Annotated in this window: 20 protein-coding genes, 1 tRNA gene and 1 pseudogene; 11 read left to right on the top strand and 11 right to left on the bottom strand. The window is 27.8% G+C overall.

Annotated elements, in window-relative coordinates:
* Window positions 1-3: 3 nt before the first annotated feature.
* Genes ACIJYB_RS06090 through ACIJYB_RS06080 form a run of 3 tightly spaced genes read right to left on the bottom strand, consistent with a single transcriptional unit; the run spans window position 4 to window position 1,068 of the window.
* A complete protein-coding gene (locus ACIJYB_RS06090; protein WP_435150594.1) occupies window positions 4-288 on the bottom strand; it encodes a DsbA family protein in 285 nt (94 codons plus the stop codon).
* Window positions 281-583 (bottom strand): thioredoxin domain-containing protein, encoded by a 303-nt coding sequence (locus ACIJYB_RS06085; protein ID WP_435150592.1) that lies wholly within the window; start codon window positions 581-583, stop codon window positions 281-283. Before ACIJYB_RS06085 ends, ACIJYB_RS06090 begins: the two co-directional genes overlap by 8 nt.
* Entirely contained in the window at window positions 580-1,068 is a 489-nt protein-coding gene (locus ACIJYB_RS06080; protein WP_435150591.1) for a DUF721 domain-containing protein, read from the bottom strand. The genes ACIJYB_RS06085 and ACIJYB_RS06080 overlap by 4 nt, the downstream gene beginning before the upstream one ends.
* Between ACIJYB_RS06080 and ACIJYB_RS06075 the strand changes: the two genes are divergently transcribed.
* Both ACIJYB_RS06075 and ACIJYB_RS06070 read left to right on the top strand, forming a co-directional pair.
* Window positions 1,069-2,052, top strand: a complete 984-nt coding sequence (locus ACIJYB_RS06075; protein WP_435150589.1) for an A/G-specific adenine glycosylase — start codon at window positions 1,069-1,071, stop codon at window positions 2,050-2,052.
* The gene (locus ACIJYB_RS06070) at window positions 2,049-3,200 is read left to right on the top strand and encodes a salicylate 1-monooxygenase (RefSeq protein WP_435150587.1); all 1,152 of its coding nucleotides are present in this window, start codon (window positions 2,049-2,051) and stop codon (window positions 3,198-3,200) included. The genes ACIJYB_RS06075 and ACIJYB_RS06070 overlap by 4 nt, the downstream gene beginning before the upstream one ends.
* Here ACIJYB_RS06070 and ACIJYB_RS06065 read toward each other — a convergent pair.
* The 3 genes from ACIJYB_RS06065 to ACIJYB_RS06055 form a co-directional block, all read right to left on the bottom strand.
* On the bottom strand, window positions 3,197-4,267 hold the full coding sequence (locus tag ACIJYB_RS06065) for a site-specific DNA-methyltransferase (protein WP_435150586.1): 1,071 nt from the start codon (window positions 4,265-4,267) through the stop codon (window positions 3,197-3,199). The two genes, ACIJYB_RS06070 and ACIJYB_RS06065, sit on opposite strands and share 4 nt — an antisense overlap.
* Window positions 4,268-4,359: 92 nt before the next feature.
* Window positions 4,360-4,932, bottom strand: coding sequence for a ribonuclease HII (locus ACIJYB_RS06060; protein WP_435150584.1), 573 nt, complete (start codon window positions 4,930-4,932; stop codon window positions 4,360-4,362).
* Complete coding sequence (locus ACIJYB_RS06055; protein ID WP_435150582.1) at window positions 4,932-5,651, bottom strand: uracil-DNA glycosylase; 720 nt, start codon at window positions 5,649-5,651, stop codon at window positions 4,932-4,934. The genes ACIJYB_RS06060 and ACIJYB_RS06055 overlap by 1 nt, the downstream gene beginning before the upstream one ends.
* Window positions 5,652-5,662: 11 nt before the next feature.
* On the opposite strand from ACIJYB_RS06055, the gene ACIJYB_RS06050 reads away from it, so the two are divergent.
* The 6 genes and pseudogenes from ACIJYB_RS06050 to ACIJYB_RS06025 all read left to right on the top strand — a co-directional run bounded on the left by ACIJYB_RS06050 (window position 5,663) and on the right by ACIJYB_RS06025 (window position 9,578).
* Window positions 5,663-7,348 (top strand): tetratricopeptide repeat protein, encoded by a 1,686-nt coding sequence (locus ACIJYB_RS06050; RefSeq protein WP_435150581.1) that lies wholly within the window; start codon window positions 5,663-5,665, stop codon window positions 7,346-7,348.
* Window positions 7,349-8,194, top strand: coding sequence for a 4-(cytidine 5'-diphospho)-2-C-methyl-D-erythritol kinase (locus ACIJYB_RS06045; RefSeq protein ID WP_435150579.1), 846 nt, complete (start codon window positions 7,349-7,351; stop codon window positions 8,192-8,194). It abuts the gene before it with no gap.
* A 33-nt stretch (window positions 8,195-8,227) separates the two neighbouring features.
* Window positions 8,228-8,301 (top strand) — tRNA-Gln (locus tag ACIJYB_RS06040).
* Window positions 8,302-8,304: 3 nt separating this feature from the next.
* Window positions 8,305-8,562 (top strand): hypothetical protein, encoded by a 258-nt coding sequence (locus tag ACIJYB_RS06035; RefSeq protein WP_435150578.1) that lies wholly within the window; start codon window positions 8,305-8,307, stop codon window positions 8,560-8,562.
* A pseudogene (locus ACIJYB_RS06030) lies at window positions 8,559-8,747 on the top strand (CCA tRNA nucleotidyltransferase); the annotation flags it as partial. The gene ACIJYB_RS06035 and the pseudogene ACIJYB_RS06030, both read left to right, overlap by 4 nt.
* 12 nt (window positions 8,748-8,759) lie before the next feature.
* Complete coding sequence (locus tag ACIJYB_RS06025) at window positions 8,760-9,578, top strand: hypothetical protein (protein ID WP_435150576.1); 819 nt, start codon at window positions 8,760-8,762, stop codon at window positions 9,576-9,578.
* On the opposite strand, the gene greA is transcribed toward ACIJYB_RS06025, so the two are convergent.
* The 3 genes from greA to ACIJYB_RS06010 are packed head-to-tail and all read right to left on the bottom strand — an operon-like array spanning window position 9,575 to window position 11,341.
* Window positions 9,575-10,051, bottom strand: a complete 477-nt coding sequence (gene greA / locus ACIJYB_RS06020) for a transcription elongation factor GreA (RefSeq protein ID WP_435150574.1) — start codon at window positions 10,049-10,051, stop codon at window positions 9,575-9,577. The genes ACIJYB_RS06025 and greA overlap by 4 nt on opposite strands.
* Before the next feature lie 4 nt (window positions 10,052-10,055).
* Entirely contained in the window at window positions 10,056-10,883 is an 828-nt protein-coding gene (gene hemF / locus ACIJYB_RS06015) for an oxygen-dependent coproporphyrinogen oxidase (protein WP_435150572.1), read from the bottom strand.
* Window positions 10,883-11,341 (bottom strand): tRNA (cytidine(34)-2'-O)-methyltransferase, encoded by a 459-nt coding sequence (locus tag ACIJYB_RS06010; protein ID WP_435150571.1) that lies wholly within the window; start codon window positions 11,339-11,341, stop codon window positions 10,883-10,885. Before ACIJYB_RS06010 ends, hemF begins: the two co-directional genes overlap by 1 nt.
* A gap of 89 nt (window positions 11,342-11,430) precedes the next feature.
* Here ACIJYB_RS06010 and petA point away from each other — a divergent pair, with 89 nt between their 5' ends.
* From petA to ACIJYB_RS05995, 3 genes are read left to right on the top strand one after another with little or no spacing between them, the layout of a single operon-like run.
* Window positions 11,431-11,940, top strand: a complete 510-nt coding sequence (gene petA / locus ACIJYB_RS06005) for a ubiquinol-cytochrome c reductase iron-sulfur subunit (RefSeq protein ID WP_435150570.1) — start codon at window positions 11,431-11,433, stop codon at window positions 11,938-11,940.
* Window positions 11,941-11,948: 8 nt separating this feature from the next.
* Window positions 11,949-13,211 (top strand): cytochrome b, encoded by a 1,263-nt coding sequence (locus ACIJYB_RS06000; RefSeq protein ID WP_435150568.1) that lies wholly within the window; start codon window positions 11,949-11,951, stop codon window positions 13,209-13,211.
* 1 nt (window position 13,212) lies between these two features.
* Window positions 13,213-13,992 carry a cytochrome c1 gene (locus ACIJYB_RS05995; RefSeq protein ID WP_435150566.1) on the top strand — a complete coding sequence of 260 codons (780 nt, stop codon included), beginning with the start codon at window positions 13,213-13,215 and terminating at the stop codon, window positions 13,990-13,992.
* Here ACIJYB_RS05995 and ychF read toward each other — a convergent pair.
* Window positions 13,969-15,042, bottom strand: a complete 1,074-nt coding sequence (ychF, locus tag ACIJYB_RS05990; protein ID WP_435150564.1) for a redox-regulated ATPase YchF — start codon at window positions 15,040-15,042, stop codon at window positions 13,969-13,971. The genes ACIJYB_RS05995 and ychF overlap by 24 nt on opposite strands.
* Window positions 15,042-15,605, bottom strand: coding sequence for an aminoacyl-tRNA hydrolase (gene pth, locus ACIJYB_RS05985; RefSeq protein WP_435150562.1), 564 nt, complete (start codon window positions 15,603-15,605; stop codon window positions 15,042-15,044). The genes ychF and pth overlap by 1 nt, the downstream gene beginning before the upstream one ends.
* Window positions 15,606-15,638 lie beyond the last annotated feature (33 nt).

Raw genomic sequence — 15,638 nt, 5'->3', positions numbered from 1 at the left:
AACTTATATCAGTTTTTCTAGAGCTTTTTTTAAATTTTTGTAATTAAGAGATTTTTCGAACTTTTTATCGTTAATTATTATCGTAGGAGTAGAATTTACTTTAAATTTTTTAACACCATCGATTCGATCGTTTAATACAAATTCTTCAATTTCTTTATTTTTAATACATTTTTTAAAATCTACACTGAAACCTTCACTTTCTAAAAATTTTTCAAGATTTTCATTGGCTTCTTCTACCGAACTGCCTTTGACCCATTTTTGTTGATTTGCGAACAAACTATTAAGCATAGATGAAGTCACCATCATTCTTACACTGCGAAACCTTAGATGCATTGAAAGCTGCAATATCTAGTGGAAAATGTCTAAATTCAATTTTAGCTAAACCAGTATCAAGATATTCTTTTTTAAGCTGAGGATAAACATCTTTATGAAAATTTGCACAGTGGCTACAAGTTAATGACTCAAACGCAATAATAGTTATTTTTGCATCAACATTGCCAACAGCAATTCTTTTGATACTCTCAGCGTTTATTTTAGAAATGGTACATAAAAATATTGTTATAAATAATAAAAATTTTTTCATTTTTCTTTAAATACCTTGGTTAGTTCAATTAATGACTTTTTAATTTTTTCATTTTTAACATCATTTATTTTATTTTGATATTTTTTATTTGCGACATTTTCTCGATTATCAATATCATGTGAAATAATTTTTTGCTGATCATCAAAGCTAATAAACTTCAATTTTTCAACAACTGTATAACCAAAAAAACTATTCATTTTATCTAAAATTTCTTTTTTTGAGTATTCCATGTCAACCTCATGACCTCTTTTTACCATAATCGCTAAGGTGCTAACACCAAACTTATTAGAGTTCTTAAAAGTTTTTGGATAACAAAATTTAAATAATTCTATTCCAACTATATACTTCCAATTGGAGAGTGTTTCAGAATAAATATGACCTTTCTTATTAATAATTTTTTTTACATTTTTAGGCAAAGTGTCTTTAAAAGATCTTAAACCTTGAACGGTATTACTTCTCTGATTAATATTATTTTTAGTCCGCATATGAAAGATTTAATAATAACAAATAAAATTCTTAATTGGTATGATATTCACAAAAGATTATTACCCTGGAGAAAAAAGACTTCCTTAAAAAAAAAGCAATATTACACTTTAGTTAGTGAATTTATGCTTCAACAAACTCAAGTTAAAACAGTGATTCCTTATTTTAATCAGTTTATCAAAAATATTCCTGATTTAGAAACTTTGGCTAATTATAATAATCAAAAACTTATTAAGCTTTGGGAAGGTCTTGGTTACTATTCTAGAGTTAGAAATTTAAAAAAAGCTGCGAAAGTTATTATTAATGATTTTAATAAAAAATTACCTAGTAAATTTTTAGAATTAAAATCTTTACCTGGTATTGGAGATTATACTGCAAGTGCAATTTCAGCTATTGTTTTCAATAAACCTTTAATCCCCTTAGATGGAAATGTTGAAAGAGTTTTAAAAAGATATCTTAATTTAAAAAAAGAAAAACAAATTCAAAAAGAAAATTTAATTGAAAAAAAAAAAATTTTTGGAACGTCCATAAGGTCTAGTGATTATGCCCAAGCTCTGATGGAATTAGGAGCATTAATTTGTAAACCAAGTAATCCACTTTGTAATAAATGTCCAATATCAAGAAATTGTAAATCTTTTATAAAAAAGGATTTTGTATTAACCAAAATTAAAAAAAAGAATAAAAATAAATACTTTTTACTTAAAGTTTATAAAAAGAATAATAAATATTTATTAGTTAAAAATATTAAGTTTAATTTTTTAAAGAATTTTAATATTTTTCCAATGCATGAATTAATTAAGCCTAAAAATTTTACTCAAAATATAAATTTTAAAATGTCTAATATGAATATGAACATTAAAATTGAATATGATAATGTGATTAAATCTATACCTTTGTCTTATTGGATTGATCCTAAAAAATTAAAAAACTATACTTTACCCTCTTTTACAAAAAAAATTGTTAGATATTTAGAAAATAATAAATGAAAAAAATTGCGATAATAGGAGCGGGCATTTCAGGTTTATTTATTGCAAACTTATTTAAAGAAAATCAAGATTATCAGGTAGATATTTATGAAAAAAATTTATCAATCAATTTAGATGAAGGATATGGAATACAGCTATCAATTAACAGCATCAAACTTCTTAATAGAATTGGATTTAATACTTTAGAAAGTAAAGACATATTTAATCCCGAAAAAATTGATTTTTATACAATCAAACAAGAAAAAAAAATATGTGATCTAAATATTTCAGATTTTAATTCTGAGGACTGTAAGTATACAACGCTAAAAAGATCTAAATTAGTTCAATTTTTAAAAGATAGATTAAACGATAATGTAATTAAGTATGACCACAGTATTGAAAAAATTGAAAAAAAAGACGATCAAATACATTTAACTTTTAATGAAAATAACAAAGCAATTTGTGATCATTTAATTATTTCTGATGGCGTTTTTTCAAAAGGAAAATCATTAATTTCTAATAATGAAATAAAGTCTTCTTATAATAATTCCGTTGCAATTAGGGGTAATATTTTAAAAAACAAACTTCATAATTTAAATGAAAAAAATATTTCTTTATTCATGGGGCACAATTTTCATTATGTGATTTATCCAGTAAATAAAGAAAATGAAAATTATAACTTTATTGGAGTTTTAAAATATCAATTAAAAGCAAAGGAGCTCGACAATTATACCCTTTTTAAAGAAGAAACTTTCATTCAGGGCATTAAAGACAAACTACAAAATGAATTTTCAACAACTGTTCTAGAAAATATTAATAATATTAAATGCTTCCCAGTTTTTGTTAGCAAAGGTTACCTCAAACCTGGTAAAAATATCTTTTTATTAGGAGACGCATTTTTTGCCTTTCCACCTTCATTTGCCCAAGGAGCATCACAATCAATCGAGGGTGCATCAGAATTATTTGAAAATATTATAAATAATAAAAATAATTTTTATGAAAACAGAGTTGCAAAAGTAAAAATGATTAACAACAGATCAAAATTAAATCAATTTGCTTTTCATGCATCTAACCCAGTGATAGTTTTTTTTCGAAACATCAGCTTAAAATTATTAACAAAAAATAAGAAATTTTTAGAAAATTATTTAGGTAAAATTTATAATAATTAATTTTTTGAAATTAATCTTTGTCTTAGGTAGTCAATTGGATGTATTCTTCCATTAATATCGCAATGCCAGTAAGTCCAGCCATTACAGCTTTCAGCGCCCAAAATGGTTGCTGCAACTTTATGGATAGATCCCTCAGTTTGGTCATGTTTAATGCTGCCGTCAGCCATAATTCTTGCAGATATTTTTTGCTTGTTATCAAAAATGTTAGTACCTGGTTTAATTATTCCAAGTTCAACTAAAGAGCCAAAAGGTATTCTTGGTTTTGATCTATTATTTTTAAGAGTGTCTAATAAATCATCCTCAATAGGTTTTGTATTTTTTAATCTTTGTTCTGCTGCTTTGAAATAAACCTTTTCTTTTTCTATACCAAAATAATTTCTACCCAATTTTTTTGCAACAGTTGCTGTGGTTCCAGATCCTAGAAACGGATCTAAGATCATGTCATTTTTATTAGATGATGCCAATAACACTCTATGTAGAAGAGATTCTGGTTTTTGTGTTGAGTGTACTTTTTTTCCATTTTTCTTTAATCTCTCAGCCCCACTGCAAATTGGCAAATTCCAATTAGATCTCATTTGAAGATCATCGTTTAAACATTTTAATGATTGATAATTGAAAGTGTATTTTGACTTTTCACTTTTTGAAGCCCAAATTAAAGTTTCATGTGCATTAGTAAAACGTGTTCCTCTAAAATTTGGCATAGGATTATTCTTGTTCCAAATAACATCATTTAAAATCCAAAAACCTAAATTTTGTATTGCTGTTCCTACCCTAAATATATTGTGATAACTTCCAATAACCCAAATAGCTCCATCTTTTTTTAAAATTCTTTTACATTCTGACAACCATTGATAAGTAAAGTCGTCATACTTTTTAAAATTTTCAAACTGATCCCATTTATCGTTAACGGCACTAACCTTAGATCTATCTGGTCTAGTTAATTCACTTTTTAATTGTAAGTTGTATGGAGGGTCTGCAAAAATTAAATCAAAAGTTTCACGTGGAATTTTTTTTAATTCTTCGAGACTGTTTCCGTTAATAATTTTATTTTTAAATTCACTTTTCATTTGTAGAAATTAATTAAACTCCAAATGGATTCTTCGGTCAACCTAGGATTGAATTATTTGGATTCGATTTGTGTTAAGTGAATTGATGACAGCTATATATTGTGTGCCTTAAACTTAGATATTGGGGAAAAAGTTTTTCTATGATGCTTATTAATGCCAAGCTTTTTAATTGCCTTTAAATGATGTTTAGTTCCATAGCCAAAATTTTGATTCCAACCATATCCTTTATTATCTCTAGCAAGCGTAGTTATAAACTTATCCCTTGAAACTTTAGCAATTATAGAAGCAGCAGAGATTGAAGGAATTTTTTGATCACCTTTAATTACTGCTTTCAAATTATAATTTTTTAAATCAGGAACTTTATTGCCATCAATTAAAATATGAGATGGCTTTTTTTTGAGTTTTTTTATAGCTCTTTTCATTGCTAACAAACTTGCCTGTAATATATTTATTTTGTCTATCTCTTTAACGGAAGCTTTACCAACAGCCCAAATTGAATTTTTTTTGATATAATTAGATAACAATTCTCTTTTATCTTTAGCAACCAACTTAGAGTCTTTTAATAACTTTATATTGATCGATCTATTTAGAATTACTGCAGCAGCGTACACAGGACCTATTAAACTTCCTCTTCCAACTTCGTCGACCCCCGCAGTTACTTTCATTAAATCTTTATTTTTAAATCTTGAATTTTTTGTTTAATTCTTTTTAAATCTTCCCAAGAATATTTTTTATTTTCTGGAAATCTAATTAAATATGAAGGGTTAAATGTAATCATTATTGGATAAGTTTCATTTTTTAATATCACTTCTTTCCATTCTCCTCTTTCAGAAGATATTTTAGTATTAATTCCTGTCACTGCCTCCATCGCAGAACTACCCATTACAATAACAATCTTTGGATTAATAATTGAAATATGCTCTTTTAGAAAAACAGAGTATCTTTTGATTTCTATTGATGTAGGTTTTCGATCTTCTGGTGGTCTAAAATTTATTGCATAACTGCAATAAATATTCTTTCTTTTAATTTGTATCGCCAAAAGCATTTTGTTTAATAGTTCCCCAATTTCTCCTTTAAATGGCGTGCCAGATTTATCTTCTTCAATTTCTGGAGCCTCACCTATAAGCATAATAGGACTATTTATATTGCCATCTCCCAGAACAATATTTTGTGAGTTATTTTTTAGATTACAATTTTCAATTGAGTTTATTTGCTTTTTTAAAGTATTAAGCTGATCGGTTTTATCTGTTTGATTTTCATTTTCATTACTCATTATTGAATTAAATCTATTAATAGGCTCGTTTTTAAATACAAAATTTGGCTCTATTGTATTTATTAATTCTTCGTCGAATTTGCCTTTTTGATTTATCACTTTTTTAGTCATACAATGATTAAATGTTTAACAAACTAACAAAACTATTTGTTATCCTAGCATTATTGTATCAGACACCAGTGTATTCTAAAAGTGCTAGTTTTAACGAGTTTAATTCAAGAGACTTATCAAATTATTTTTCAGGAATTATTGCGTCTGAAAATAAAAATAATTCTGATGCGCTAAAATTTTTTAATGCTTCTAAGGTTTTGCTTAAAAAACATAATCCATATTTAAAACGATACACTTATTCTTTAGTTTTAGATAATAAAGTGGCTCAAGCTATTAATGTAATAAAAAATGACACTAATGAAGATGATTTAGATTTTTTTGATGCTTATATGCTGTTAATAGCCGATAGTTTAAAGACAAATAATTTAGATCAAGCTGAAAAATATCTAGATTTAAGCTTAAGATTTCAAAATGAAAATAGATTTAATTTAGTCATTTTTGAAACTTTAAGACAGTTTCTCTACACTTTTAAAAATAAAAAAATATTAACTAATAAAAAAAATTTTGGAAATATATCAATTATTAATCAAGCATTTCAAAGATGCTATTTGCAAAAAGAAAGTACCAGATCTTCATTTTTAAATTTAATCAATAACCCAGATGGAGATTATTCAAGATACATATTTTTTTACATCAATTTTTTAATTGAAAATAATAAGATAGATGAAGCAAATGCAGTTTCAAACCAACTCGAATATATAAATTCAACCTTATTATTATCTCAAAGTAAAAGTTGGGTTGAAGATGAAAAATATAAAGAATTTAGTAAAATTTTTTCATGCAATAATCAGAATGATATTATTGGTGAGTTTTTATTTTTAATTTCAAATCTTTATTCATCTGAAGAAGATATCGAAAAGTCTAATTTTTATTTAAATCTTTCAAGCTATCTAAATCCAAAATTTATTTTGAATTTGTCGCTTGTAGCTGAAAATTTTTTTGTTAATGAAGAATATGACAAGGCCAAAAAAGTTTTGAAAAACTTTGATAAGAAATATGAGTTCTATTATTGGTTTAGATTAAAAAAAGAAGCTCAAATAATTATCAAAAAAAAAGGATATAATGAAGGAATAGATTTCATAAATTCTAAGTTTAATAAAATTAATGAACCAAATATAAAAATTGTTTTTGATATTGCAAATTTTTATAAAAATTCAAAAAATTATGAAAAAGCAATAGAGCATTATACTAAAATTATTTCATCATTGAGTGACAATCTTGAAATGAAATCTGATTTATTATACAGAAGGGGAGGTAGTTATGAGCGATTAGGCAATTATGAAAAAGCCGATAAAGATTTGCTAAATTCTCTAAAAATTAATCCAGATGATGCTTATGTTTTAAATTATTTGGCTTATTCTTGGCTAGAACGTGATTACAAAATAGATGAAGCGATGGAAATGCTAGAGAAAGCTTACACCTTAAGCAGTAATGACCCATATATTACAGATTCAATTGGTTGGGCTTATTATCTAATAGAAAATTATATTGAAGCAGAAAAATATTTAAAAAAGGCAGTAGAGTTAATGCCAGAAGATGCGACTGTAAATGATCACTACGGTGATATTTTGTGGAAATTAAATAGAAAAATTCAAGCAAGATATTTTTGGAACTATGTTTTAAGTTTAGACAACGCTGATGAACAAATTAAAAAAAAAGTAAATATTAAAATTATTGAAGGTCTCAAAAAATCTTAGATGAATATCAATAAAGTAAAATCATTTGGTAAAATTAATTTAGCACTTCATGTAACTGGAAAACGTACCAAACTTCATAAAATTGAAAGTATTGTTAAATTTATTAAATTGCACGATTTAATTACTATTAAAAAGATTAATAGCAAAAAACATAAAGTTTCTTTTTATGGAATTTTTTCTAAAAATATAAATAAAAATAATACAGTAAATAAATTGTTTACTATCTTAGATGACCAAAAATTATTGAATAACAAAAAGTTTCAAATAAAGATAAAAAAAAATATACCACAAGAGGCTGGTCTTGGAGGTGGATCAATGAATGCAGCAAATATTTTTAGTTTTTTAATAAAAAAAAAATTCATAAAATTAAATCAAAAAAAAATTTTAGAGATAACTAATTCAATTGGTTCAGATGTGATTTTAGGCATCAATTCAATTAACACTGTATTGTCATCAAAAAATATAATTAAAAAGTTTCCAAAAAGTCCAAATTTTCACACTCTGCTTGTTCGACCTAATTTTGGATGTTCTACAAAAAAAATTTATTCAGGGGTAAAAAAATATACAAAACCAATTTTTAATGACCCCAAACAAAATATGTTTAGTCCGAAGTTTTTATTGAAACAAGAAAATGCTTTGGAAAAAGTAGCATTCTTAAAATATCCAAAACTTAAGATAATCAAATCTTTTTTAGAAAATTTGAATAAACCGCTATTTGTTAGAATGACAGGCTCTGGTTCAGTATTAGTTGCGTATTACCAAAAAAAACAAGATTGTGAATTAGCAAAAGTTAGATTTAAAAGAAAATATAGAAATTATTGGTGCATTACATCGAAAACTATATAAATTTTATTTTTTTGTGTTATACGAAAATAATATTGGGGCGTAGCCAAGTGGTAAGGCACTGGTTTTTGGTACCGGCATCCTAGGTTCGAATCCTAGCGCCCCAGCCATTTATGGAAAACTTTTTAAATAAATTTTTTTTTAGATCTAGCAATCTTAATTATATAAGCCATAGCGTTGCAAATTTAACAAAACAAACGCCAGCTAATAAAATTTTTGAAGCGCTTAATACTTATTCAGATAACAGTGAAGTTAGATATGTTGGAGGATGTATAAGAAAAATTATTAAAAAAGAAGTTGTTGATGATATTGACTTAGCTACGAATTTAAAACCAAGTGAAGTTTGTGATGCTCTAAAAAAAAAAATATAAACTTTTATGAAACTGGGCTTGAACACGGAACCATCACAGCGATAATTGATGAATGTAAATATGAAATTACATCATTAAGAAAAGACGTCACTACTGATGGGCGACATGCAAATGTTGAATTTTCTCTTGATTGGAAAGAAGATGCTGCAAGAAGAGATTTTTCTATTAACTCTATATATTCAGATAAAGAAGGAAATTTGTTTGATCCATATGACGGCAAAAAAGATTTAGAAAATGGGATTGTTAATTTTATAGGTAATGCAGAAGATAGAATTAAAGAAGATTATTTACGCATTCTGAGATATATTAGATTTTTCCTAAATTATTCAAATCAAAGTCACAATCCTGAGATCATTAAAATAATAAAAAGAAATATCGAAGGGGTTTCCAAACTATCTTCAGAGAGATTAATAGATGAGCTAAAGAAACTTACTAAATCAAGTGCATTTATTAAAATATTTAAAGATGAGATTGGCCTAAAGCTTTTAGAAATTATTTTTCCTCAATTAAAAAATTTACAAAATTTAAAAAAATTAAATTCTTATGCTCTTAAAAATTTACCTAAAATTGATTTTATATTTCTTTTATCGCTCATGATAGTAGATGGATCTGATAACGTTGATTATTTTATTTACAAATTTAATATCTCTAAAAAAGATCAAAAAAGATTAAAGGTTATTGATTTTTTTTATAAAGAAAATGTAAGTATTAAAAATTTTACTGAAAAGAATTTTAATGAAATTTTTTATTTTAATGGCAGACAAGCTGTAATTGATATTATCAACTTTAAATTATTTACATCAAAAACAGTTGAAAAAAAATTACTTAAGTTAGCTGAGTTATATAAAGATAAAATTATCCCAACATTACCAATAGGGGCAAATGTACTTATGAGTAAATACAAAATTCCAGAAGGAAAATTATTAGGAATTAAATTAAAATTAATAGAGGAAACGTGGGTTAAAAATGGTTTCCAAATTTCAGAAAAACAAATTCAAAAAATTATTAAAAGCTAAATATATTTAACGTCTTTAATTTCAAAATTTTTAACTCCAGCAGGAGTTGTTATCTCAACTAGATCATCTTTATTCTTTCCAATTAAACCCTTACCAATCGGTGATTGAAAAAAAATTAGTTTTTGTTTTAGATCTGCTTCGTCTTTTCCAACAATTTTATAGCTAATTTTTTCACCATTATCTAGGTTCTCCAAAAATACAGTGGAGCCAAAGATTATTTTTCCATCATTATTTAATTTTGTTACATCAATAACATTAGCTCTTGCAATGATATCGTTAATTTCTGTTATTCTTCCTTCACTATGAGATTGTTCCTCTTTAGCAGCATGGTATTCCGCATTTTCTTTGAGATCCCCATGTGATCTTGCTTCTGCAATTGCAGCTACAATTTCTGGTCTCTTTTTTTCTTTTAAAAAAACTAATTCCTCTTTTAGTTTGTTTAAACCATTTAATGTTATTGGTTCTTTATCCATTTTTTTATTTCCATTTAACAATTGGCGGTAACGACATTAATATGCCTTCTACATTTCCACCGGTTTGTAAGCCGAATTTGGTACCCCTATCATACAACAAATTAAATTCTGCATATCTACCTCTTTTAATATACTGCATCTCTTTTTCTTTTAAAGTCCATTTTTTCTCAATCTTTTTTTCAATAATATTATTAAATATCATTTGAAATGTAACTCCTACATCTCGTACAAACTTGAAATCTCTTTCAAAATTATCTTTCTTGTAATCGAAAAAAATTCCGCCAATTCCTCTAGCTTCATTTCTGTGGGGTAAGTAAAAATATTCATCACACCATTTTTTATACTTTTTATAATAATTTTTATTATGACGATTACACATTGACTTTAAAGTTTGATGAAATTTATTTTTTTCATTATCATCTTTTATTGTAGGGGTTACATCCATACCTCCACCAAACCAATTTTGCGTTGTGCAAATATATCTAGTATTAAAATGCATTGCTGGAATATGAGGATTTTGCATATGCATTACTATTGAAATTCCAGAAGCCCAAAATCTAGGGTCTTTACTTGCTCCAGGAATATTTTTTTGAAATTTTTTTGGAAATTTTCCATAGACTTTTGAAAAATTTACACCTACTTTTTCAAAAATTTTACCACCTTTTATAATTCTATACTCACCACCACCTTCATCTTTATTTTTGTTTCTTTTCCATGTTGTTGAGTCAAATTTAATCTTATTTTTTTCTAATTTAACGATGTCATCACAAATAGCATTTTGTAATAGCTTAAACCAATTACTAGTGAGGTCTTTTTTAATTTCGTTATCCATTATATTAATTTTGATTGTCTTAAACTTTCTGCTAAAACAATTGCAACTGAAGATGCAATATTAAGTGATCTAGTATTTTCATTCATGGGTATTTTTAAACGGTCATTTATTAATTTATGAACCTTTTCAGGAACTCCAGCACTTTCTCTTCCAAATAATATTGTGTCATTTTTATCAAATTTAAATTTTGTATAAGATATTGATGCCTTTGTTGTCATCAATACAATTCTTTGATTCTTTTTTGCATTAAAGAAATGTTCAGAACTTTGATATAAATCAATTTTATCCCAATCCATATAATCCATCACCACTCTTTTAAACCGTTTATCACTTGGAAGGAAACCACATGGCTCAATAATTTCAAGTTTTGCGCCTAAACAGGCACATGTTCTAATTATTGCTGCCGTATTTTGTGGAATATCTGGTTCATATAATGCAATTTTTAGTTTATGGTTCATATTTATGTGTCATTCTTTCAGTAGAAAAAAAACTATTATCTTATAAGAAATTGTATATTAAATAAATTTTAACAATAATATTTATAAAAATGTCAGATAAAAAGCCAGAAAGAAGAGAATTTTTGTTTACAGCCTCATATGCTGTAGGTGCCGTGGGTGTTGGCGCAGTTGTCTGGCCATTAATTGATCAAATGAATCCAGATGCATCTGTTAAAGCTCTAGCGAGTACAGAGGTTGATGTAAGTTCGGTTAAACCTGGAAATACAATAACAGTGCTTTGGAGAGGTAAACCAGTTTTTATTAGAAGAAGAACTCCAGAAGAAATTTCAGAAGCAAAATCTGTTAAGATGGAAGATTTAAAACATCCTGAAAAAGATGAGGATCGAGCAAAAGATCCAGAGTGGCTAGTGATGGTTGGTGTTTGTACTCACCTTGGTTGTGTGCCACTAAATGATAAGGGTGACTACGATGGATGGTTTTGCCCATGTCATGGCTCACATTATGATACATCTGGTAGAATTAGAAAAGGTCCTGCACCTTTAAACATGGAAGTTCCAAAATATGAATTTGTTAATGCCAATACAATTAAAATTGGATAAATAATATTATGAGTGATCACGAATATACACCTACTTCAAAATTCGGAAAATGGTTCAATGATAGATTGCCATTACTCACTCTTGCAAATCATTTAACAGATTATCCAACTCCCAAAAATTTAAATTATTGGTGGACGTTTGGTGGAATACTAACTTTTTGTCTTATAACTCAGATTGTTACAGGCTTAACACTTGCAATGCATTACATTGCACACGCAGATATGGCCTTTGAAAGTGTTGAGCATATTATGAGAGATGTAAACTATGGTTGGTTAATTAGATACATACATTCAAATGGTGCTTCAATGTTTTTTCTAGCAGTTTATATTCATATATTTAGATCTTTATTTTATGGATCTTATAAATCTCCAAGAGAGATTATTTGGATTATTGGAATAATTATTTATCTATTAATGATGGCTGCTGCTTTCATGGGTTATGTATTGCCTTGGGGACAAATGAGTTTTTGGGGAGCAACAGTTATTACCAACTTATTTAGTGCCATCCCATTTGTAGGAGAGGGTATTGTGAATTGGCTATGGGGTGGTTATTCTGTAGACAATCCAACTTTAACTAGATTTTTCACTCTACATTACTTATTACCTTTTTTAATTTTAGGCTTAGTTGTACTACATATCTGGGCACTACATGTTCCTGGTAATAATAACCCGATTGGAATAGATATTAAAAAACCTTCTAAAGATACAGTCCCATTTCACCCCTATATTGTAATTAAGGATGGTTTTGCATTGTTAATGTTTATGATCATTTTTGCATTTTTTATTTTTTATTCACCAAATATTTTAGGTCATGCAGACAATTATATTGAGGCTAATCCAATGGTTACACCAGCACATATTGTTCCAGAATGGTATCTTCTACCTTTTTATGCAATTTTAAGATCTATACCTGATAAATTACTTGGAGTTGTTGCAATGCTTTCAGCTATTTTAATTTTAGCAGCTTTGCCATGGCTTGATACATCAAAAATTAGATCTGCAGTATTTAGACCTTTATACAAACAGTTTTACTGGATACTTGTAGCAGATGTTTTAATTCTAGGTTACGTTGGAGCTATGCCAGCTGAAGGCCTTTACTTGTTGGTTGCAAGAGTTGCTACAGCATATTATTTCCTTCATTTTTTAGTATTTCTCCCAGTCTTAGGGTTTAAGGAAAAAACTTTACCAGTTCCTTTAAGCATTACAGAACCTGTGCTTGGAGGCTCTCCTAATTTAGCGACTGCTAAGAACAAAGAAAGTTTTGAAAAATAAAGTGAAAAATTTTATCAAATTATCATCAATATTAATTTTAATTTGCTTTACGACTGCTCAATCTAATTCAGCTGAAACAGCAAAATTTTTGAAGACAGATTGGAGTTTCAAAGGTGTTTTTGGAAAATTTGATAGAGGGTCACTTCAAAGAGGCTATCAAGTTTACACGGAAGTATGCTCTTCATGCCACTCAATGAAATATTTAAGTTATAGAAATTTGGGTGAAAAAGGTGGGCCAGAATTTTCAGAGGCTGAAGTTAAAGCAATAGCAGCCTCATTTATAGTAATAGATGGGCCAAATGCAGATGGTGAAATGTTTGAAAGACCCGCAAAATTATCAGATAAATTTGTAAAACCATATGAAAATATTAAAGCTGCTGAAGCTGCAAATGGTGGGGCTTATCCACCTGACATGTCAGTTCTAGTTAAAGCAAGAGGTGGTGGAGTAGATTATATTTATTCTTTACTTCAAGGTTATGAGAATGCACCTGATGGAATGACTTTAGATGAAGGTGTTCATTATAATAAATACATGTATGGAAACAAAATTAAAATGGCAAGTCCACTGTCAGAAGGCATAGTAGAATACGGCGACGGAACGGAAGCGACTGTTGAGCAAATGTCAAAAGATGTAACAACATTTTTAATGTGGGCAGCAGAACCTCATTTAGAGTCTCGACACCAAATGGGTTTTAAGGCAATTATTTATCTAATTATTTTAACTATCTTGGTTTATTTAAGTATGAAAAAAATCTGGTCACGTATTGAACCTGAAGTTTAAAACGTCACCATCTTTAACAATATAGTCTTTACCCTCTAGTCTCATTTTTCCATTAGTCTTTGAATTTACCCAGCCATCATTTGCTACAAAATCATCATATGAAACTGTTTCAGCTCGTATAAAACCTTTTTCAAAGTCCGTATGAATTTCACCAGCAGCTTTAGGAGCTGTACAGTTTTTTTGAATAGTCCAAGCTCTAGTTTCTTCTGGACCAGATGTGAAATAGGTATCTAATTCTAAAATTCTATATCCTTTTTGAATTAGCATACTTAATCCAGTTTCTTTTAAACCGATCATTTCCATGTAATTTTTTCTTTCAGAGGCTTCCAGCTCATTAATTTGATTTTCTATATCTGCTGATACAATTAAAGTGTTTTCTTCACCAAATTTTTCAATAAATTTTTTTGTATATTGATTGCCTTCCTGAACACTTTGTTCATCTACATTGCAAACAAATATTTTTGGTTTAATTGATAGTAAGCCGCTTTGATTAAGTTGTTTGTCCTCAAATTGAAATTTTAAAACTGAAATATCTTTATCATTATTGATACAATCAAGTGCAACCTCTAGAATCTTTAACTGCTCTTCATCAACGTTTTTTTTGTTGCTCTTTTCTAGTCTTTTTTGAATAGACTCTAAATCTGCTAACATCATCTCTGTTTCGATTATTTCCAAATCTCTGATTGGGTCGACTGTTGGATTAACATTTTGAATATCATCAGAGTCAAAACATCTAATCATATGAATAATTGCATCCACTTCTCTAATATGTGAAAGAAATTTATTGCCTAATCCTTCACCTTTTGATGCACCTTTTACTAAACCTGCGATATCAACAAATGAAATAGTGGTATTTATTATTTTTTTTGATTTTGAAACCATTGATAGATCATCCAGTCTTTTATCAGGAACAGGCACAACACCAACGTTTGGATCTATAGTGCAAAATGGAAAATTTGCTGCTTGAGCTTTACTAGAGTTTGTTAAAGCATTAAATAAAGTAGATTTACCAACATTGGGCAAACCAACAATTCCACATTTAAAGCTCATTATTTATTATTATTTACTGTGCTTGAAAAAAGATCTAGTTTTTTTTCTACAAGTATTGAAATAGCTTCATTGATATTTTTTGAGATTTTTTCTATTGCAGTCATTTCATCCTCATCAAAATTTTGAAGAACAAAATCACCAACTTCAATTTTTTCTTTTGGTTTTCCAATGCCAATTCTGACTCTTGAATAATCTTTACCTATAAACTTATCAATAGAGGTAATTCCATTATGACCTGCACTTGATCCACCAAATTTTGCTTTAATCTTCCCAAATTCTACATCTAAATCATCATGAAAAACAATTACATCTTCTGGATCTATCTTAAAGTATTCAATAAGCTCTCTAATACAAATACCCGAATTGTTCATAAATGTTAATGGTTTAATGGCGTATACTTTTTGATCGCCAACAATTCCAGTTGTTAGTAAACCTTTAAATTTAGGTTTTTGCTTTGATAAGCCAAATTTTTTATTAATAGAGTCTATGATTTTAAAGCCCACATTATGCCTATTGTTTTCACTATCTGGTGTTGGGTTACCTAGACCTACAAATAAAAGCATATTTTTAATGGATAGTAATTTTTAACTTTAACA

This window comes from Candidatus Pelagibacter bacterium nBUS_44, assembly GCF_051200895.1.
Taxonomy (GTDB): domain Bacteria; phylum Pseudomonadota; class Alphaproteobacteria; order Pelagibacterales; family Pelagibacteraceae; genus Pelagibacter.
Note: the sequence above shows the minus strand (reverse complement) of the source record. Positions and strands in the feature narration are given on the sequence as shown.